Raw genomic sequence first — 18,766 nt, 5'->3', positions numbered from 1 at the left:
GTGAGCAGGGAAGCGGGCAGATCGGCGCACCACGCGAGTACCGCATGGAGGAGCTGGCCCGCCTGGCCGGCATCACCGTGCGCACGCTGCGCTTCTACCGCGAGCGCAAGCTGATCCCACCGCCCCGCCGAGAGGGCCGTATCGCCTGGTACGACGACCACCATCTGGCCCGCCTGCGCACGATCTCGGCCCTGCTGGAGCGCGGCCACACCCTCAGCGGCATCGCGGAACTCGCCGAGGCCCTCGACCAGGGCCGCGATGTCGCCGACCTGCTCGGCGTGGACACCCCCACCGAGGAGGAGCCGGTCCGTCTCACCCCCGAGGAGCTCGCCGCCCGCTTCGAGGGCGAGGTCACCCCCGAGAACCTCGCCGCCGCCATGGACCTGGGCTACCTCGGCACCGACGGGGACGAGATCGTCCACATCAGCCGCCGTCTGCTGGACGTCTCCTCCGCCCTGGTCCGCGAGGGCATCCCGCTCGCGGAGGTCCTGGCGGCCGCGGGGCGCGTCCGTGAACACGCCGACGCCCTTGCCGAGCTCTTCACCGGCCTGATCCTGCGCCACGCCCCCGAGGAGGACCTCCACCGTCTGCGCCCGCTCGCCCGCAGCGTGGTGGAGGCGGAACTGTCCCTGGCCCTGGACCGGCGGCAGAGCAAGCGGGCCTGAGCGGCGGCCCCGCGCGGCCCTACAGGTCGTAGACGACGGTCACCGGCGCGTGGTCGGACCACCGCTCGGCATGCGTGGCCGCACGCTCCACGTGGCCCTTGACCGCCTTGGCCGCGAGGCCCGGGGTGGCGACGTGGTAGTCGATGCGCCAGCCCGAGTCGTTGTCGAAGGCCCGCCCGCGGTACGACCACCAGGTGTACGGTCCCTCGGCGTCCGGGTGCAGGGAGCGGACGACGTCGACGTAACCGCCCTCCTCGGCGGCGAACACCTTGCCGAGCCACTCCCGCTCCTCGGGCAGGAAGCCGGAGTTCTTGGTGTTGCCACGCCAGTTCTTGAGGTCGGCCTGCCGGTGGGCGATGTTCCAGTCGCCGCAGACGACCACCTGGCGCCCGTCGGCGGCGGCCCGCTCGCGCAGGCCCTCGAGGTGGACGAGGAACTCGCCCATGAAGCGGATCTTCTCGTCCTGGCGTTCGGTGCCGACCTCGCCGGAGGGCAGATAGAGGGAGGCGACGGTGACGCCGGGCAGGTCGGCCTCGACGTAGCGTCCGCTGCCGTCGAACTCGGCCGATCCGAAGCCGACCCGGACCCGGTCGGGCTCGCGCCGCGTGTACAGGGAGACGCCCGCGCGCCCCTTGGCGGCGGCGGGGGCGTGCACGACGTGCCAGCCGTCGGGCTCCCGGACCTCCTCGGGCAGCTGGTGCGGCTCGGCGCGCACCTCCTGCAGGCAGACGACGTCCGCCGAGGTCCGGGCGAGCCACTCCACGAAGCCCTTCTTGGCAGCGGCACGCAGCCCGTTCACATTCACCGAGGTCACAGTCAGCACCAGGGCACGATACCGGCACACTGGTCGGAGCCCGGCCATCCCATCACCCGCACGGAAGTGCCTGCATAGAAGTACGATGCCCAGCATGAATATACGCCGTGTCCGTTTCGACCACCCCGATGCCGTCAAGCTCAACGACGAGGTCCAGGCCGAATACCACCTGCGCTACGGCGACGGCGGCGACGCCACGGCCCTCGACGCCGCCGACTTCGACCCGCCCCGGGGTGTGTACCTGATCGCGTACGACGAGCAGGACCGCCCGGTGGCCACGGGCGGCTGGCGCAGCCAGGACCGCAACGAGGAGGGCAACGAGGACGGCGACGCCGAACTCAAGCGCATGTTCGTCGTCGCGCAGCTGCGCGGCCGCGGCCTCGCCCGCCGCATGCTCACGGCCCTGGAGGAGGACGCCCGCACGGCCGGCCGCGCCCGCATGGTCCTGGAGACCGGCACCAAGCAGCCGGAGGCCATCGCCCTCTACACGTCGAGCGGCTACGAGCCCTGCACGAAGTTCGGCTACTACCGCCACTACGAGGAGAGCCGCTGCTACGCGAAGGAGCTGTAGACACGATGAAGCCCCAGTCGGCTTTGCCGACTGGGGCTTCATGATGCGTGGACCTGAGGGGATTTGAACCCCTGGCCCCCTCGATGCGAACGAGGTGCGCTACCGGACTGCGCCACAGGCCCTTGCAACGAGTGAAACTCTAGCATCCCCGTCGGGGTGCTTGGAAATCCGTTCCCTGACTGGTCAGGGCGGGCTTCCAAGGAGAGTGACGGCCGTCACTCGTTGGCCGCGCGCGGGCGGTCGCCGTCCTCGTACTGGTCGAAGAGCGGCGTGCGTCCGCGCTCGCGGGCCCGGCGCGCGGAGGCCGCGCGGCGTGCGTCGCTGCGGTCGTCCGCCGGCCGGTCCTCGCAGGCCGGCGCGGACTCGCCTGCCTCGGCCTCCGGTGCGTGGCTCGCCTCGTGCTCCGGCGCGACGGAGCTGGAACGCGCCGAACTCCAGGTGTCGGGCGCCCCCAGGTCCACGTCGGAGGTGGCCCGCGGTGCGACCGGCGCGGTCACATAGGTGGGCAGCGGCACCGGCACCGGGTCCCAGCTGTCTCCTTGCCCGGGCCGCCGCTGCCGTTCGCGCTGCTGGTCGACCCACTCGGCGTGGTCGGTCTGCTCGACGAGGGCGCGACGGTCCGCGGCCAGCGCGGAGAGGCCGGTGCCGGTCTCGGCTTCTGAGGCCCCCTCCGGTTCGTCGGCGCCGGGGCCCGCGTCCTGGGGGGCGCGTCGGCGCGGCTGGCGCTCACGCAGCCGCTGGGCCGCGGCCTCGGCCTGCCGGCGGTCCATGTGGTAGGCGAAGCGGCGGCGCTCCTGGGAACGCAGGTAGGCGATGTACGCGCTGAGCATGACGGCGGGGACGGCGGGTGCCCACAGGAAGGCGAGACCGCCGACGGCGGCGACGATCGCGCCGAGCGTGAAGGCGAGGAAGAGGAGCACGGTCGTGCGCCGACGGCGCGCGAGCGCCTTCGAGCGCTGGGCACGCGCCGCGGCCGCCTGCGCCGAGGGTGTGCGCCGCGCGGCCGGCCCACGCTTCTGCGCGGGCACGGATGCCTGCGCCGACGCGGAGCCGGACGGGCGCGCGGACGCCCCGGTGGAGTGATGTGCGGGCGCGGAGGGGGACTTGGGCGCCGGAATGACGGCCTTCTCGCGCGCCGGCTCCGCCCGCCCGGGCGCCTCCGGCTCGGCCTCCGCACGCACCTGACGGCGCGTCGGAGGCATGGCGAAGGCCCGGACGTCCACCGAGTCGGTGACGGCGTCCGGATCACTGGCGTCCGGCTCCCCCTCCTGGGCGGAGCGCGCCCGCAGGTCCCTGGCGTACCGGCGCTCCATCCCCGCCCGTCCGGACAGCAGCCGGATGGCGGTGCTGAAGCGTTCCGTCGGACGGGCCTCGTTCAGCTCGTCCTGCCTACGGAGCCACATCGGCACCAAGTAGGCGGCCCAGGCCCCGACAATGACTGCGTAGATGAGGCCGCTGCTGCTCACGCCTCACACGGTAGAGGGGTTTGCGTGAGGCCATCTGCCAATTGGGCCGGTGTGTCGCACGATCTGGCTGATATTTCCAGCTTTTTTTGCGACCGATGCGATCAGCGGACCGTCGGAGCCGCCAATTCCACGCACCGAGACGGTCATCAGCCGATCAATTTCGAACACTTATTCAATTTCGGGGCTAGACAGGATTCCCCGGAGTGTTCTCCTGCGTGTGCCGCGTCTGCCGGGAGCGTGCCCGCTGCCAGCGCCCGAGCAACCCCTCGGGCACTTCTTCCGCCGTGAGCGCGAAGACGAGGTGGTCGCGCCAGGCTCCGTCGATGTGCAGATAACGCGGCCGCAGCCCCTCCTCGCGGAATCCGAGTTTCTCCACGACCCGGCGGCTGGGCCGGTTCTCGGGGCGAATGCAGACCTCGATGCGGTGCAGCCCGACGGTGCGGAAACAGTGGTCCACCACGAGCGCGACGGCCGTCGGCATCACCCCGCGCCCGGCCACCGACTCGTCCACCCAGTAGCCGACGTGCCCCGAGCACATCGACCCCCAGGTGATCCCGGCGACCGTCAACTGGCCGACGAGCCGCCCCTGGTACTCGATGACGAACGGCAGCATCCGGCCCGCGTTGGCCTCGGACCGCAAGTGCCGGACCATCTGGCGGTAGGTCGGCCGGTGCGTGATCGGCCCGCTCGGCGTGGGCGGCGGAATGGTCGCCTCCCAGGGGCGCAGCCAGTCCCGGTTGCGCCGGTTCACCTCACGCCAGGCCCGCTGGTCGCGCAGCTTTATCGGCCGGAGGACGACGTCTCCGTCCGCCAGCACGACGGGCCAGGAAGGGCTGTTCAGCTCACACCCCCGCTACTGGGTCTGGGATGGTCCCCGCCACGGATCTGGTCGACGGCGTGGACCAGCAGGGGTTCCAGGACGGCGAGGCCGTCCCGCACCCCGCCGGTGGAACCCGGCAGATTGACGACCAGGGTCCGCCCCGCCACCCCGGCCAGGCCCCGGGACAGCGCCGCGGTCGGCACCTTCTCCCGTCCGAACGCCCGGATCGCCTCCGCGATGCCCGGCACCTCGTAGTCGATCACCCGGCGGGTCGCCTCCGGGGTGCGGTCGGTGGGCGAGATCCCGGTGCCCCCGGTGGTGACGACGAGGTCGTACCCGGCGTCCACGCCCGCGCGCAGGGCCGCTTCCACGGGGTCGCCGTCGGGGACGACCCGGGGGCCGTCGACGGCGAAGCCGAAGCGCTCCAGGCCGTCGGCGATCAGGGGGCCGCCCTTGTCCTCGTAGACCCCTGCGGCGGCCCTGTTGGAGGCGGTGACCACCAGAGCGCGGTAGGTCATGCCCGGCTCCAGTCGCCCGACTTGCCGCCCGTCTTCTCCTCCACGCGTACGTCCGTGATGACCGCTCCCTTGTCGACCGCCTTCACCATGTCGATCACGGTGAGCGCGGCGACCGTCACCGCGGTGAGGGCCTCCATCTCGACACCCGTGCGGTCCGTCGTCTTCACGGTGGCCCGGATCTCCACGGCGTCGTCCGCGACCGACAGATCCAGTTTCACACCGGACACCGACAACGGGTGGCACAGCGGGATCAGCTCCGGGGTGCGCTTGGCACCCATGATGCCCGCGATGCGCGCGGTGGCCAGGGCGTCTCCCTTGGGGACCCCCTCACCGCGCAGCAGCTCGACCACCCGGGGTGACACGAGGACCCGGCCGCTCGCGCGGGCGGTGCGCGCGGTCACGTCCTTTCCGGATACGTCGACCATGCGGGCCGCGCCCGCCTCGTCGATGTGCGTCAGTCGGTCCTGCGCGGAGGATCCGGGGGTCTCCCCGCGGAAAGGCTCAGTCATGCTGTGTGGCGCTCCCGGTCCGGGCCCGTCGCAGTGCGGAGCACGGGCCTGTTGTGCGCGACACGGTACCGCCAAGTCGGCAAACGCACCGGGGCAGGACCCCTGCGCGGTCAGCCGAGCAGCACGACCTCCACCTCCGTGCCGGGCTCGACGGACTCCACGTCCTCCGGTACGACGATCAGCGCGTCGGCGTGCGCCAGCGCCGCGATCAGGTGGGAGCCGGCGCCGCCCACAGGGGTCACCTCGCCGTCGGCGTACGTACCGCGCAGGAACTGCCGGCGCCCCTTGGGTGAGCGGAGCGCCTTGTGTGCCTTCAGGGTGGCCCGGGCGCTGGGCCGGTGGACGTCTTCGAGGCCCATCAGGGTGCGGATCGCGGGGCGGACGAACAGCTCGAAGGAGACGTACGACGACACGGGGTTGCCGGGCAGGGCCAGCAGGGGCGTGTGGTCGGGGCCGATGGAGCCGAAGCCCTGGGGCTTGCCGGGCTGCATGGCGAGCTTGCGGAACTCGACGCCGCTGCCCGCCTCGTCCTCGTCGCCGGCGTAGGACAGCGCCTCCTTGACGACGTCGTACGCCCCCACGCTCACCCCGCCCGTGGTCACCAGCAGGTCGGCGCGGATGAGCTGGTCCTCGATGGTGGACCGGAGGGTGTCCGCGTCGTCGGCGACGGCGCCGACCCGGTAGGCGATGGCGCCCGCGTCCCGCGCCGCCGCGGTGAGGGCGAAGCTGTTGGAGTCGTAGATCTGGCCGCTGCCCAGTTCCTCGCCGGGCTGGACGAGTTCGCTGCCCGTGGACAGGACGACCACGCGCGGGCGCGGGCGCACGCGAACCGTGCCCCGGCCGATCGCGGCGAGCAGTGCGATCTGCGGCGGGCCGAGGATCGTCCCGGCCTCCAGGGCGCGGTCGCCGGCCTTCACGTCGCTGCCCTTGGCGCGCACGTGCGCGCGTGCCTCGGCGGGGCGGTGTACGCGTACGTGCCCCTCGGCGCCCTCGGGGGCCAGGCTGCGCGCCCGCATCCCGCTCACGGGTCCCTCGCCGAGCCCGCCGTCGGTCCACTCGACGGGGACGACGGCCTCGGCGCCCGGCGGCAGCGGCGCGCCGGTCATGATGCGGGCCGCCTGGCCGGGCCCGACCCGGACGAGGCCGGCCGAGCCCGCCGCCACGTCCCCGACGACCTCGAGGACGGCCGGGAACTCCTCGCCGGCGCCCGCGACGTCCGCGACCCGCACCGCGTACCCGTCCATGGAGCTGTTGTCGAACGGCGGCAGGGAGACCGGCACCGTGATGTCCTCGACCAGGACGCAGCCCTGGGCGTCGAGCAGCTGCAGCTCGATGGGTTCGAGGGGACGGACGGTGGTGAGGATGTCCTCCAGGTGCTCGTCCACCGACCACAGGTGGTCCGGGCCGGCGGGACGGGTCGCGGCGCTGCTCAACGTTGCTGCATCTCCTCGGCTACGTAACTGCGAAGCCAGGTCCTGAAGTCCGGGCCCAGGTCTTCACGTTCGCACGCCAGTCTGACAATGGCACGCAGGTAGTCGCCACGGTCGCCGGTGTCATAGCGGCGGCCCGTGAAGACGACGCCGTGCACGGGACCGCCGACCTTCTCGTCCTGGGCGAGCTGCTGGAGGGCGTCAGTGAGCTGGATCTCGCCGCCCCGGCCCGGCTCGGTCTTGCGCAGTATGTCGAAGATGTGCGGGTCGAGGACGTACCGGCCGATGATCGCGTAGCTCGACGGGGCGTCCGCCGGGTCCGGCTTCTCGACCAGGCCGGTCACCTTGACCACGTCGCCGTCGGCGGTGGCCTCCACCGCCGCGCAGCCGTAGAGGTGGATCTGCTCGGGCGCGACCTCCATGAGGGCGATCACGCTGCCGCCGTGCCGCTCCTGGACCTCGATCATGCGCTGGAGCAGCGGGTCGCGGGGGTCGATCAGGTCGTCGCCGAGGAGGACGGCGAAGGGCTCGTGGCCGACGTGCGGGGCGGCGCACAGCACGGCGTGGCCGAGGCCCCTGGGGTCGCCCTGGCGCACATAGTGCATGGTGGCCAGGTCGCTGGACTCCTGCACCTTCGCGAGCCGGTCGGCGTCACCCTTCTTCTGGAGCGCCGATTCGAGCTCGTAGTTGCGGTCGAAGTGGTCCTCCAGGGGACGCTTGTTGCGTCCGGTGATCATGAGGACGTCATCGAGCCCCGCCGACACGGCCTCCTCGACCACGTACTGGATCGCGGGCTTGTCCACGACCGGCAGCATCTCCTTGGGAGTGGCTTTGGTGGCCGGCAGGAACCGGGTACCGAGGCCTGCTGCGGGAATGACAGCCTTGCTGATCCTGGGGTGCGACTGAGTCATGCCCGCAACCTTATCCGGTGCCTTCATAGGGAATCTGGGGCTCCGGTTCAATGGCCCTCATATGAGCGCATTAAGAAGGGTGCAGGAGCGACCTGTGGAACACGACGGACGCACGGACGAGCGTGACAAGCGAATGTTGCGGCGCGAGTTCCTCGCGGTGAGGAACAGGTTGACGGAGGATGTCGTCCGGGAGGCGGGCGGCACACTGGCCGAGCGCGCCCTTGAGCTGCCCGAACTGGCGCGTGCGCACACGGTGGCGGCATACGTCTCCGTCGGGAGGGAGCCCGGCACGCTCGTCCTGCTGGACGCGCTGCGCGCGCGGGGCATGCACGTCCTGCTCCCCGCGCTCCTGCCCGACAACGACCTGGACTGGGGCGAGTATGCCGGTCCGGACTCGCTCGCACGGGTCCAACATGGCGGGAAAATGGCCCTGTTCGAGCCCTCCGGCGAACGCCTCGGCCCGGACGCCGTGACCGGCGCGGACGTCGTCCTGCTGCCCGGGCTGGCGGTGGACGCGCGCGGGATGCGCCTGGGGCGCGGCGGAGGGTCGTACGACCGCGTGCTCGCGCGTCTGGAGAGCGCGGGTGCGCGCCCCGCGCTCGTGGTGCTCCTGTACGACGCGGAAGTCGTCGCGCGCGTCCCGGCGGAGGCGCACGACCGGCCCGTGCACGCGGTGGTGACACCGTCGGGCGTGCGCCGCTTCGCGGGCACCTGAGACAGAGCCGGGTCCCCCGGTCCTCATGCGAGAGGGCCCTCCACGCGCGCGTGGAGGGCCCTCTCGTCGGCCTGTCGTCAGCAGCTCACGGCTTGAGGACGAGGGTGTCGCTCGTACTCTTGTCGACCGCCTTGTCCGAGAACGACCAGGGCAGCAGCTCGCCCTTGGCCCACTTGTCCGTCTGGTCGGTGTAGTGGGCGCTGTAGGCGTGTCCGGAGGCTCCGCTCAGGTTGATCCACCTGGACTTGTCGAGGTCGGCGAGGTTGACCACCATCCGCATGGACGGCACCCAGACGACGCTGTAGCCGCCGGCGGCGTTCCAGCCGGTCGCGTTGACGGTGGCCTCGCCGCCGCTGAGCTTCCAGGGCCCGCGGTTGAGGATGTACTGGAGGAACTTGGGGCCCTCGGTGCCGAGGGTCTGGTTCTTCAGGAACAGGCGGTGCAGCCGGCCCCAGCTCCAGGTGTCGATGTCCTTGCCGAGCTTGGCGGTCAGCTCCCAGCGGGCGTCGATCATGGCGCGGGCGAACAGCTGGTCCCGGTTGTTCGCCTCGGGGCGGGTGAGGAACTTGGGCGTCTTCCACCAGTCGCTGTCCGGCTTGTCCATCAGCTTGCGCACGACCTCGAACCAGCGGTCGCCGCCGTCCGGCTGCGCCTGGTCGGCGTCGCGCCGGCCGCACTCGCGCACCTTGCTGTCGTCGTCCACCGGACCGGTGCTGTCGGTCTTCTCGACCCACAGGCACTGGCCCTTGACGCGCACTTCCTTGGGGAGCTTGTTACCGAAGGCGAGCTTGAGGACGTTGCGCCACACGGCGTTGAAGTAGGCGGCCGCAGCGGAGTCGGCCTCCTGGGTGTAGTCCCAGCCCTCCAGCAGCTTCTGGGCGTCGCGGACGTCCTTGTCCTTGAGGTTGATCTTCAGCAGCTTGGGCACCAGGAGCTTGGCGATCTCGCTGCTGTTGTCCAGCTGCATCTGGCGCATGTCCTCGGGGGAGATCTTGCCGCCGTCCTTGATCTTGGACTCGATCAGGTCGGTGATGCGCTGGCTGCGGGTGCCGTAGCCCCAGTCCGTGGTGAGCGTGTACGGGTACTTGGCCTTGTCGACCACGGCCTGGTTGGCGGTGACGATGTAGCCGCGGGCGGGATCGTACTCGTAGGGCAGCTCGTCCTGCTTGATGAAGCCGGTCCAGCGGTACTTCGAGTTCCATCCCGGCACCGGGATGGAACCGTCGGTGGCCGAGGAGCGGGTGGGGATCTTGCCGGGCAGCGTGTAGCCGATGTGGTTGTCGGTGTCGGCGTAGATCAGGTTCTGCGAGGGCACGTCGAACAGGGCGGCGGCGGCGCGGAAGCCGCTCCAGTCGGACGCCCTGTCGATGGCGAACACGGCGTCCATGGAGGTGCCCGGGTCGAGCGCGGTCCACCTCAGGGCGATGCCGTAGCCGTCGCCGCGGTCGGGCGCGGCGGTGTTCACGGCGGCCTTCTTGCCGACCTGGACGAGTTCGTCGTCGCGGTCGGACAGCAGCGGCATACCGTCGGCGGTCTGGCGTACGACGATCGTCTTGGACTCGCCGCCGGCGACCTTGATGGTCTCCTCGCGGGACTTGAAGGGCCGGACCTTGCCGTCGTACAGGTAGCCGCTGCCGCTGAGCTTCTCCAGGTACAGGTCGGTGACGTCGACGCCGGAGTTGGTCATGCCCCAGGCGATGTCGGCGTTGTGGCCGATGACCACACCGGGCATGCCGGCGAAGGTGTAGCCGGTGACGTCGTACTGGCACTTGCTGGAGACGCTGCGGCAGTGCAGGCCCATCTGGTACCAGACGGACGGCAGCGACGCCGACAGGTGCGGGTCGTTGGCGAGCAGCGGCTTCTTGGTGATCGTGTACTTCCCGGAGACGACCCAGGAGTTGGAGCCGATGCCCTGGCCGTTCACTCCGACGGCGGTGGGCACGTCGTCCAGGACGTTGTAGAGACCCGCCAGCTGGCTCGTGAGGGCCGAACCGGTCGTGGACGAGGCGGAGGAGCCGGTCGCGCCCGTCGTGCGCGTCGCACCCGTCGCGCCTGCCGTACCCGTCGTGCCCTGAGAGGCGCCTGTGACGCCGCCCTGCCGGAAGGCCTTGGTGACGTCGTCGTACTGGCCTTCCTGGACGATCGGCTTGTTGTGGCTGTAGGGGTACTCCGGGTACAGGTCCTGGATCTGCTGCGGGCCCAGGCGGCTGGTCATCAGCGCGCGGTCGATCTCGTCCTGCATGTTGCCGCGCAGGTCCCAGGCCATCGCCTTCAGCCAGGAGACGGAGTCGACCGGGGTCCACTGCGCGGGCTTGTAGTCGTTGGTGAAGCTCAGGGCCGCGTACTCCAGGGAGATGTCCTTGCCGTCCTTGCCCTGGAGGTAGGCGTTGACTCCCTTGGCGTACGCCTGGAGGTACTTCTTCGTGGAGGCCGACAGCTTGGTGTCGTACTCCTCCTTGGCGATCCGGTCCCAGCCGAGGGTGCGCAGGAACTCGTCGTTCTTGACCTGGCCCTTGCCGAACATCTCGGACAGGCGCCCGGAGGTCATGTGGCGGCGCACGTCCATCTCGTAGAACCGGTCCTGCGCCTGGACGAAGCCCTGCGCCATGAACAGGTCCTCGTCGGACGAGGCGTAGATCTGCGGGATGCCGTTGCCGTCCCGCTTCACGTCGACGGGCCCCGACAGGCCGTCGAGCGTGATCGAACCCTTGGTCTGCGGGAAGGAGGCGCGGACGGTGCTGATCGACCAGTACGCCCCGTAGGCGACGCCACCGATGATGGCCAGGACGAGCACCAGCACGATAAGGCGGGCTTTGCGCCCCTTCTTCCTGCCGGACTTGCCGGGCTTGTCACCCGTTGTGGCGGTGGTGTTGGGGGGCATCGCTGTCCTTGCTGTCCTAACGCGAGCGGCAGGTCGGGCTGTGACTTTGAATGAGCGCTGGAGCAACCATAGGCGCAGGGCCCCGAACCACTTGACGCGGAGTCGGGAACAGGCGCGCACGGACGTTCGATCTTGCCTCGACGAGTGTCAAGAAAGCGTCAAGAGTTAGGTAAGGTAACGAAGTACTTGGGTGCGGTGCGCCGCAGCCTCGGGTCTTGTGTACGGGAGCACGCGCGCGTGGCGCGCGTGTCAAGGAAGGGAACCGCCGCTGACTGTCCACCACCTCGACCAGCTCCTGCTCGTCTGCTCCCTGGTCCTGCTCGTCGCCGTCGCGGCGGTCCGGATCTCCTCGCGCAGCGGGCTCCCCAGCCTGCTCGTCTACCTGGGGATCGGCGTCCTCATGGGCCAGGACGGCATCGGGAACATCCACTTCAACAATGCCGAGCTGACCCAGGTCATCGGGTACGCGGCCCTGGTCGTGATCCTCGCCGAGGGCGGTCTGGGCACGAAGTGGAAAGAGATCCGGCCGGCCCTGCCGTCCGCCTCCGTGCTGGCGCTGGCAGGGGTCGCGATCAGCGTCGGCGTCACGGCCGCGGGCGCGCACTACCTGATCGGGCTGGAGTGGCGGCAGGCGCTCATCATCGGCGCGGTGGTCTCCTCGACGGACGCGGCGGCGGTCTTCTCGGTCCTGCGTAAAATCCCCCTCCCCGCGCGCGTGACGGGCACGCTGGAGGCGGAGTCCGGTTTCAACGACGCCCCGGTGGTCATCCTGGTCGTCGCCTTCAGCACGGCCGGACCGGTCGAGCACTGGTACGTCCTGGTGGGCGAGATAGCCCTGGAACTGGCCATCGGCGCGGCCATAGGCCTCGCGGTGGGCTGGTTCGGCTCCTGGGGCCTCAGGCACGTCGCCCTGCCGGCCTCCGGCCTCTACCCGATCGCCGTGCTCGCGATCGCCGTCACGGCGTACGCCGCCGGCGCGCTGGCACACGGCAGCGGCTTCCTCGCCGTCTACCTGGCGTCGATGACACTCGGCAACGCGAAGCTGCCCCACTGGCCCGCCACCCGCGGCTTCGCCGATGGGCTCGGCTGGATCGCCCAGATCGGCATGTTCGTCCTGCTCGGCCTGCTCGTCACGCCGCACGAGCTGGGCGACGACGTCTGGCCGGGCCTGGTCATCGGCCTGGTGCTGACCATGGCCGCCCGCCCGCTCAGCGTGGTGCTCAGCCTGGCGCCGTTCCGGGTGCCGTGGGCGGAGCAGGCGCTGATGTCGTGGGCGGGGCTGCGCGGCGCCGTGCCGATCATCCTGGCGACCATCCCCATGGTGAACGGCGTCGAGGGCAGCCGCCGGATCTTCAACATCGTCTTCGTGCTGGTCGTCGTGTACACCCTCATCCAGGGGCCGACCCTGCCCTGGCTGGCGCGCACGCTGCGCCTCGGCGAGCAGGGCGAGGCGTCCGACCTCGGCATCGAGTCGGCGCCCCTGGAGCGGCTGCGCGGCCACCTGCTGTCCATCTCGATCCCCGAGGGCTCGCGGATGCACGGCGTCGAGGTCAACGAGCTGCGGCTGCCGCCCGGTGCCGCCGTCACCCTCGTCGTCCGGGATGGAAAATCGTTTGTTCCGCTGCCCACGACGGTGCTGCGGCGCGGAGACGAACTCCTCGTGGTCGCCACCGACCCCGTGCGCGACGCGGCGGAACGACGCCTGCGCGCGGTCGCCCACGGCGGCAAGCTGGCCGGCTGGCTGGGCACGAACGGGGCGGGCGCGGGACGCTGAGCGCGGTGCGGGCGTTAAGGGCGAGTTTCGTACCGTTCACACCTTCGCCAATCCCAGGTGAACACGCACCATGGTGCTCATTTTCACAGGCACACCAGCCCTTGATCCCTGTAACATAAAGGCACACCTGATCGAACCAACTCTGTCTGACGCAGAGCTGGCGCGACCGTATGGCGGCCGGAACCCCCTTGGCAGTGGCACCGGTATCTACCGCAGTTCCGCGCAAGAGGACAGCTCTCGGCGCCCCCGCACGGGCGCGCTACCAGGCGGTAGAAAGGCACGGGCCGTGGCGTCCACGGTCACCACCGAGTCGGCAAAGAACTCGCCGGCGTCGTCCCGCCCGGGATACGGACAGCTGCTGCGCACCCGCGGCGCCTGGACGTTCCTGCTCCCCGGCTTCGCGGCACGCCAGCCGTTCGCGATGCTCACCATCTCGATCGTGCTGCTCGTGCAGCACACCACCGGCTCCTACGGCGCCGCGGGTGCCGCCGCGGCCGCCACCGGTGTGTCCATGGCACTGTTCGCGCCGTACAGCGGCCGGCTCGCCGACCGCTACGGGCAACGCGCCGTCCTGATCCCTGGCGTCCTGGTACACACGCTGTCGGGCCTGTCCCTGACGGCGCTCGCGCTGGCACACGCGCCCTTGTGGGCGCTGTTCGTGGCGGCCGTCCCGACCGGCGCCTCGGTGCCGCAGGTCGGCCCCATGGTCCGCGCACGCTGGGGCGTGAAGCTCCAGGGCTCGCCCCTGATGACCACGGCGGCGGCGTTCGAGTCCGTGACGGACGAGCTGACCTTCGTCTTCGGCCCCCTGCTGGCGACCGCGCTGTGCACCGCCGTGTCCCCGTCCGCGGGCCTGGTGACGGAGGCTGCGCTGACGCTCGTCGGCGGTCTGCTGTTCGCCGCGCAGAAGAGCACGCAGCCGCCGGTGACCGGCGAGAGCGGGCACGCGCGCGTGCAGCACGCCTCCGCGCTGCGCGTCCCGGGTGTACGGGTGCTGGTCGTGACCTTCCTCGGCATCGGATCGGTCTTCGGCGGTATGCAGGTGTCGCTGGCGGCGTTCACCGAGTCGATCGGCGAGCCCGGGATGAACGGCGTCCTGTACGGCGTCTTCGCCGCGGGCAACATGCTCTCCGGCATCGTCTGCGGCGCCATCGCCTGGAAGGTCGCCCCGCAGCGACGCCTGGTCATCGGCTACACGGGGCTCGCACTGGCCGCCTCCGCGCTGTGGACGGCGCACTCCGTACTGCTGCTGGCCGCTCTCGGCCTGCTGGTCGGCATGTGCATCGCGCCGGCCCTGATCACCGGCTACACGCTGGTCGAGAGCCTGGTCCCGGCCGGTGCCCGTACCGAGGCGTTCACCTGGCTGACCGGTGCCGTGGCCCTCGGCCAGGCGGCGGCCGTCACGGTCGCCGGCCAGCTGGAGGACCGCCTGTGGGACGGGGCGGGATTCCTGGTGCCGATGGCCGGTACGGTGCTGGCGCTGGCGACCCTGACGGCGCTGCGCTCGCGGCTGGTGCCGCCGCGCGCGACCAAGATGGTCACGCGCGGCGCGGCCCATCGCGATCCCGTCGCGATCGGTTAGATGTGACGTGTCGAACAAGACCCAGGAATACGTCACTGTGACTCCGCCGCCAAGCGGCTTCTCACTTGGGCACGAGACCTTCATGACGGTCAAGCCCTGACCACTGCCCGTGGGCAGGTGACGTACGTTACTCCGTTCGCTGGCCGCACGGGTTAATATGGACGATCGTTAGCACTCATCGAGTGAGAGTGCCAGGAGGAAGACAGTGCCCACCTACCAGTACCAGTGCACCGAGTGCGGCGAGGGCCTTGAGGCGGTGCAGAAGTTCAGCGATGACGCCTTGACCGAGTGCCCCAGCTGCAGTGGCCGCCTGAAGAAGGTGTTCTCCGCGGTCGGCATTGTCTTCAAGGGCTCCGGCTTCTACCGCAACGACTCCCGCGGCTCCACGTCGAGCAGCAGCCCGGCGTCGAAGTCGTCCGGTGCTTCGTCGTCCAGCTCTTCGTCGACCGACTCGAAGTCGTCCTCGTCGGCGTCCTCGCCGTCGTCGTCCTCGTCGGCGTCCGGCTCCACCAGCAGCTCTGCCGCCTGAGATCTCGCTCCTGGGCCCTGTCGTCGTGCGACGGCAGGGCCTTCGGCGTACCCGGGACCGGCTCCCCCGGGGGGTTCGCAGCCAGCTAATGTGCTCGTCATGGTGAACGCAGAGATCGGCGTAATCGGCGGCTCGGGCTTCTACTCGTTCCTCGAGAACGTGACCGAGGTCCAGGTGGACACGCCGTACGGGCAGCCCAGCGACTCCCTCTTCCTCGGCGAGATCGCCGGCCGGCGGGTCGCCTTCCTGCCCCGGCACGGCCGCGGCCACCATCTGCCCCCGCACCGCATCAACTACCGCGCCAACCTGTGGGCCCTGCGCTCGGTCGGTGTCCGGCAGGTCCTCGGTCCGTGCGCGGTGGGCGGGCTGCGCCCCGAGTACGGCCCGGGCACCCTGCTCGTACCGGACCAGCTGGTGGACCGTACGAAGTCCAGGGCGCAGACGTACTTCGACGGACTGCCGCTGCCCGACGGCACGGTGCCCAACGTGGTGCATGTGTCCATGGCCGACCCGTACTGCCCCGCGGGGCGCGCCGCCGCGCTGAAGGCGGCCCGCGGACGGGGCTGGGAGCCGGTGGACGGCGGCACGCTGGTCGTGATCGAGGGACCGCGCTTCTCGACCCGCGCCGAATCGTTGTGGCACCAGGCGCAGGGCTGGTCGGTGGTGGGCATGACCGGCCATCCCGAGGCGGCGCTCGCCCGTGAACTCGAGCTGTGCTACACGTCCCTGTCCCTGGTCACCGACCTGGACGCCGGCGCCGAGACCGGCGAGGGCGTCTCGCACGACGAGGTGCTGCAGGTGTTCGCGGCCAATGTGGACCGGCTGCGGGGTGTGCTGTTCGACGCGGTGGCGGCGCTGCCGGAGACCGGAGCGCGGGACTGCCTGTGCGTGAACGCGCTCGGCGGGATGGATCCGGGCTTCGAGCTGTCGTAACGCGGAGGCGGGCGCCCGGAACTCCTCGTTCGCGTGAGCAAGTTGTCCACAACCGGCCAGTAGTACACCGGCTCCGGCGGACTTCGGCGCGAGGCGTCATCGTGGCATCGCAAGCCGATTCCCTCGTCGCAGGCGGTGATCCCCATGCCCTTGACCTCGTCGTCACCGACCCCTTCCGCGCCGTTCCCGCCTCCCCTCCGCCTCCCGCGCCCGCTGGGCACCGATGCGCCCGCGACCTGCGAGATCCCGCACTTCGCACCGGTGCGCGTGCGCGGCGGGCGCTATCAGCTGCAACGGCTCGTGCGGCATCGCAGGCGGGCCCTGGCGGCCGGGCTCGCCGTGACGGCGGCCGCGCTCGTGGCAGCCGGGCCGCGGGCCGCGCCGGAACCGCATCGCGCCGATCGCGCCCGCGGGCACCCGGTTGCGGAGCCTGTACGCCGGCATGGTCCGGTGGATGTGGTCACGGCGCCGGTGCGGATCGCCGATGCCGCCACCGTCCGGCTGCTGCGGCCCGGCGACCGGGTCGACGTCATCGCCGCCGAGGATCCGTCGGCCGGGGGCGGCGCCCGGGTGCTCGCGCACGGGGTGCGGGTGACGAAGGTGCCGGAGCCCCTGGAGGGGACGGCCGAGAGCGGGGCGCTGGTCGTACTGTCGGTGCCGCGCGCCACGGCGGCGGGGCTCGTCGGCGCGAGCGCCACGGCACGGCTGGCGGTGACCCTGTGCTGAGCCGTCTCGGCCGCTTCCTCGGTCGCCCGCTGTCCAGCCCCTCGATCGAGCCGCGGCACTGGACACGATGCCCTCACCGTGCCGTAGGTTGCGGAGCGTTTCGTTCCACACCCTGTGCAGACGAGGAGAGTCCCCGAGGTGAGCACGAAGAAGGAACCGAGTATCTGGCAAGGCTTCAAGGCCTTCCTGATGCGCGGGAACGTCGTCGATCTGGCAGTCGCGGTAGTCATCGGCGCCGCCTTCACGAACATCGTCAGCTCGGTGGTGAAGGGGATCATCAACCCGCTGGTGGGCGCGATCGGCACACAGAACCTGGACAACTACAGCTCGTGCCTGAGCTCCAAGTGCCAGGGGACCCAGGGCATCCGGCTGATGTGGGGCTCCGTCCTCGGCGCGACGCTGACCTTCCTGATCACGGCGACGGTGGTGTACTTCCTGATGGTCCTGCCGATGGCGAAGTTCCTGGCGCGCCAGGAGGCCCGCAGGAAGGCCCGCGAGGGCACGCACGAGATCATCGAGGTGACCGAGCTGGAGGTCCTCAAGGAGATCCGCGACGCGCTGGTCGCGCAGCGTGGGTCGGGGCACGACGAGCGCTAGCGGCGCTCCTGCGGGCGGCTCAGAGGTGGTGGGGCGGCTTCTCGTCGAGGAAGCGCTTCAGGTCGGCGGCGCTGCCGCCGTCCCCGCGCTCGCCCCACCCGCGGTCGGTGTCGTCCGAGGACTGCTGGTTCAGCGGATCGTCGAAGACCAGCGCGGCCTTCGGGTCGCGCGGCTCGGATGCGGGGGCGGTGGTCATGCCCCAAGGGTACGGCCCCGGCCGGGGCCGGCGCCCGAGCGCGCCCTCGGCCCCTTGTGCGCTTGTGAACCCCTCCGCGAGATATCGGCGCGGTTTTCTGCTGTCCTGGGAAGCATGACGTCGAGTTCCGCTCCGGCGCCTGCTTCCCCGGGCGCACAGCACTCCCAGGGGCCCCTGCGGCGGCTCACCGCGCGCGGGCGCGACGAGGCGCACCGGGTCTCCTCCCCGCTAGAGCTCTTCTTCGACCTGTGCTTCGTCGTGGCCATCGCGCAGGCGGGCGTGCAGCTCGTGCACGCCGTGACCGAGGGCCACGCGGGCAGCGGGATCCTGAACTACGCGATGGTGTTCTTCGCCATCTGGTGGGCCTGGATGAACTTCACCTGGTTCGCCTCCGCGTACGACAACGACGACGCGCTCTACCGGCTCGTCACCCTCGTACAGATCGCCGGCGTGCTGGTGCTGGCCGCGGGAGTCTCCCGGGCGTTCGACCACCACGACTACCTGGTGGTCTGGCTCGGCTATCTGATCATGCGGCTGGCGATGGTCGCACAGTGGCTGAGAGTGGCGAGGTCCGCCGAGGGTGCGGAGAGAACCACGGCGCTCAGATACGCCGGCGGTGTGCTGTTGTGCCAGGTGGGCTGGCTGGGGCTGGTGGTGCTGCCCGGGCCCGCCCGGCCGTGGGTGTTCCTGGTGATGGTGATCGCGGAGCTGTGCGTGCCGGTGTACGCGGAGAAGGGGCATCAGACGTCCTGGCATCCGCACCACATCGCCGAGCGGTACGGCCTGTTCACGATCATCGTGCTCGGGGAGACCGTCGCCGCGGCCACGGTCGCCGTGAAGTCGGGGGTGGACGAGCACGACGCGCTGGGCCAGCTGCTGCCGATCGCGGCGGGTGGCCTGCTGATCGTCTTCTCCGCGTGGTGGATCTACTTCGTGGTGCCCATCCACGGCCATCTGCGCTCCAACGATCAGGCGTTCCTGTGGGGTTACGGCCACTACCTGATCTTCGCCTCGGCCGCCGCGATCGGCGCCGGGCTGGAGGTGGCGGTGGAGCAGGCCGTCGGCAAGGCCCCTGTCTCGACGCTGTCGGCGTCGGCGGCCGTGACCCTGCCGACGGCGCTGTACCTGC

At 70.8% G+C, this 18,766-nt stretch carries 19 protein-coding genes and 1 tRNA gene; 10 read left to right on the top strand and 10 right to left on the bottom strand.

The features are described from left to right. The first annotated feature begins 44 nt into the window (after nucleotides 1-44). Nucleotides 45-665: a MerR family transcriptional regulator gene (locus AQI88_RS21660; protein ID WP_067002315.1), complete on the top strand. Its 621-nt coding sequence runs from the start codon at nucleotides 45-47 to the stop codon at nucleotides 663-665. Between the two features lie 19 nt (nucleotides 666-684). On the opposite strand, the gene AQI88_RS21655 is transcribed toward AQI88_RS21660, so the two are convergent. Then, the gene (locus tag AQI88_RS21655; RefSeq protein WP_208615858.1) at nucleotides 685-1,527 is read right to left on the bottom strand and encodes an exodeoxyribonuclease III; all 843 of its coding nucleotides are present in this window, start codon (nucleotides 1,525-1,527) and stop codon (nucleotides 685-687) included. 46 nt (nucleotides 1,528-1,573) lie between these two features. Here AQI88_RS21655 and AQI88_RS21650 point away from each other — a divergent pair, with 46 nt between their 5' ends. Then, a complete protein-coding gene (locus AQI88_RS21650; protein ID WP_208615857.1) occupies nucleotides 1,574-2,050 on the top strand; it encodes a GNAT family N-acetyltransferase in 477 nt (158 codons plus the stop codon). 48 nt (nucleotides 2,051-2,098) lie between these two features. Here AQI88_RS21650 and AQI88_RS21645 read toward each other — a convergent pair. From AQI88_RS21645 to galU, 7 genes are all read right to left on the bottom strand, one after another. Continuing rightward, nucleotides 2,099-2,172, bottom strand: a tRNA-Ala gene (locus AQI88_RS21645). Nucleotides 2,173-2,265: 93 nt separating this feature from the next. After that, on the bottom strand, nucleotides 2,266-3,516 hold the full coding sequence (sepX, locus tag AQI88_RS21640) for a divisome protein SepX/GlpR (RefSeq protein WP_208615856.1): 1,251 nt from the start codon (nucleotides 3,514-3,516) through the stop codon (nucleotides 2,266-2,268). A gap of 184 nt (nucleotides 3,517-3,700) precedes the next feature. Then, on the bottom strand, nucleotides 3,701-4,333 hold the full coding sequence (locus AQI88_RS21635) for a GNAT family N-acetyltransferase (protein ID WP_067001923.1): 633 nt from the start codon (nucleotides 4,331-4,333) through the stop codon (nucleotides 3,701-3,703). Between the two features lie 20 nt (nucleotides 4,334-4,353). Then, nucleotides 4,354-4,854, bottom strand: coding sequence for a MogA/MoaB family molybdenum cofactor biosynthesis protein (locus tag AQI88_RS21630; protein ID WP_067001920.1), 501 nt, complete (start codon nucleotides 4,852-4,854; stop codon nucleotides 4,354-4,356). Then, a complete protein-coding gene (moaC, locus tag AQI88_RS21625; RefSeq protein ID WP_067001917.1) occupies nucleotides 4,851-5,363 on the bottom strand; it encodes a cyclic pyranopterin monophosphate synthase MoaC in 513 nt (170 codons plus the stop codon). The genes AQI88_RS21630 and moaC overlap by 4 nt, the downstream gene beginning before the upstream one ends. A 110-nt stretch (nucleotides 5,364-5,473) precedes the next feature. Then, nucleotides 5,474-6,796, bottom strand: coding sequence for a molybdotransferase-like divisome protein Glp (glp, locus tag AQI88_RS21620; RefSeq protein ID WP_067001914.1), 1,323 nt, complete (start codon nucleotides 6,794-6,796; stop codon nucleotides 5,474-5,476). Then, nucleotides 6,793-7,704 carry a UTP--glucose-1-phosphate uridylyltransferase GalU gene (gene galU, locus AQI88_RS21615; protein ID WP_067001912.1) on the bottom strand — a complete coding sequence of 304 codons (912 nt, stop codon included), beginning with the start codon at nucleotides 7,702-7,704 and terminating at the stop codon, nucleotides 6,793-6,795. The genes glp and galU overlap by 4 nt, the downstream gene beginning before the upstream one ends. Nucleotides 7,705-7,837: 133 nt before the next feature. Here galU and AQI88_RS21610 point away from each other — a divergent pair, with 133 nt between their 5' ends. Beyond that, complete coding sequence (locus tag AQI88_RS21610) at nucleotides 7,838-8,419, top strand: 5-formyltetrahydrofolate cyclo-ligase (protein ID WP_067002311.1); 582 nt, start codon at nucleotides 7,838-7,840, stop codon at nucleotides 8,417-8,419. An 85-nt stretch (nucleotides 8,420-8,504) separates the two neighbouring features. Here the strand turns inward: AQI88_RS21610 and AQI88_RS21605 are convergent, their stop codons facing one another. After that, entirely contained in the window at nucleotides 8,505-11,300 is a 2,796-nt protein-coding gene (locus tag AQI88_RS21605; protein ID WP_067001909.1) for a penicillin acylase family protein, read from the bottom strand. Between the two features lie 217 nt (nucleotides 11,301-11,517). Between AQI88_RS21605 and AQI88_RS21600 the strand changes: the two genes are divergently transcribed. The 6 genes from AQI88_RS21600 (at nucleotide 11,518) to mscL (ending at nucleotide 17,441) form a co-directional block, all read left to right on the top strand. Continuing rightward, on the top strand, nucleotides 11,518-13,074 hold the full coding sequence (locus AQI88_RS21600) for a potassium/proton antiporter (protein ID WP_067001906.1): 1,557 nt from the start codon (nucleotides 11,518-11,520) through the stop codon (nucleotides 13,072-13,074). Between the two features lie 286 nt (nucleotides 13,075-13,360). Continuing rightward, nucleotides 13,361-14,656: an MFS transporter gene (locus tag AQI88_RS21595; protein ID WP_067001904.1), complete on the top strand. Its 1,296-nt coding sequence runs from the start codon at nucleotides 13,361-13,363 to the stop codon at nucleotides 14,654-14,656. 205 nt (nucleotides 14,657-14,861) lie between these two features. Continuing rightward, the gene (locus tag AQI88_RS43335; RefSeq protein ID WP_079057711.1) at nucleotides 14,862-15,185 is read left to right on the top strand and encodes an FmdB family zinc ribbon protein; all 324 of its coding nucleotides are present in this window, start codon (nucleotides 14,862-14,864) and stop codon (nucleotides 15,183-15,185) included. Between the two features lie 99 nt (nucleotides 15,186-15,284). Beyond that, nucleotides 15,285-16,118, top strand: coding sequence for an S-methyl-5'-thioadenosine phosphorylase (locus AQI88_RS21590; RefSeq protein ID WP_067001900.1), 834 nt, complete (start codon nucleotides 15,285-15,287; stop codon nucleotides 16,116-16,118). A gap of 144 nt (nucleotides 16,119-16,262) precedes the next feature. Continuing rightward, nucleotides 16,263-16,844 (top strand): CpaB family protein, encoded by a 582-nt coding sequence (locus tag AQI88_RS21585; protein WP_067001897.1) that lies wholly within the window; start codon nucleotides 16,263-16,265, stop codon nucleotides 16,842-16,844. Nucleotides 16,845-16,982: 138 nt separating this feature from the next. Beyond that, a complete protein-coding gene (mscL, locus tag AQI88_RS21580) occupies nucleotides 16,983-17,441 on the top strand; it encodes a large conductance mechanosensitive channel protein MscL (RefSeq protein WP_067001893.1) in 459 nt (152 codons plus the stop codon). A gap of 19 nt (nucleotides 17,442-17,460) precedes the next feature. Here the strand turns inward: mscL and AQI88_RS46700 are convergent, their stop codons facing one another. Continuing rightward, complete coding sequence (locus AQI88_RS46700; RefSeq protein ID WP_167357470.1) at nucleotides 17,461-17,637, bottom strand: hypothetical protein; 177 nt, start codon at nucleotides 17,635-17,637, stop codon at nucleotides 17,461-17,463. 114 nt (nucleotides 17,638-17,751) lie between these two features. On the opposite strand from AQI88_RS46700, the gene AQI88_RS21575 reads away from it, so the two are divergent. Beyond that, nucleotides 17,752-18,766, top strand: a 1,015-nt coding sequence (locus AQI88_RS21575) for a low temperature requirement protein A (RefSeq protein WP_067001889.1), incomplete at its 3' end; no start/stop codon positions are given.

Source organism: Streptomyces cellostaticus (assembly GCF_001513965.1).
Classification (GTDB): domain Bacteria; phylum Actinomycetota; class Actinomycetes; order Streptomycetales; family Streptomycetaceae; genus Streptomyces; species Streptomyces cellostaticus.
Note: the sequence above shows the minus strand (reverse complement) of the source record. Positions and strands in the feature narration are given on the sequence as shown.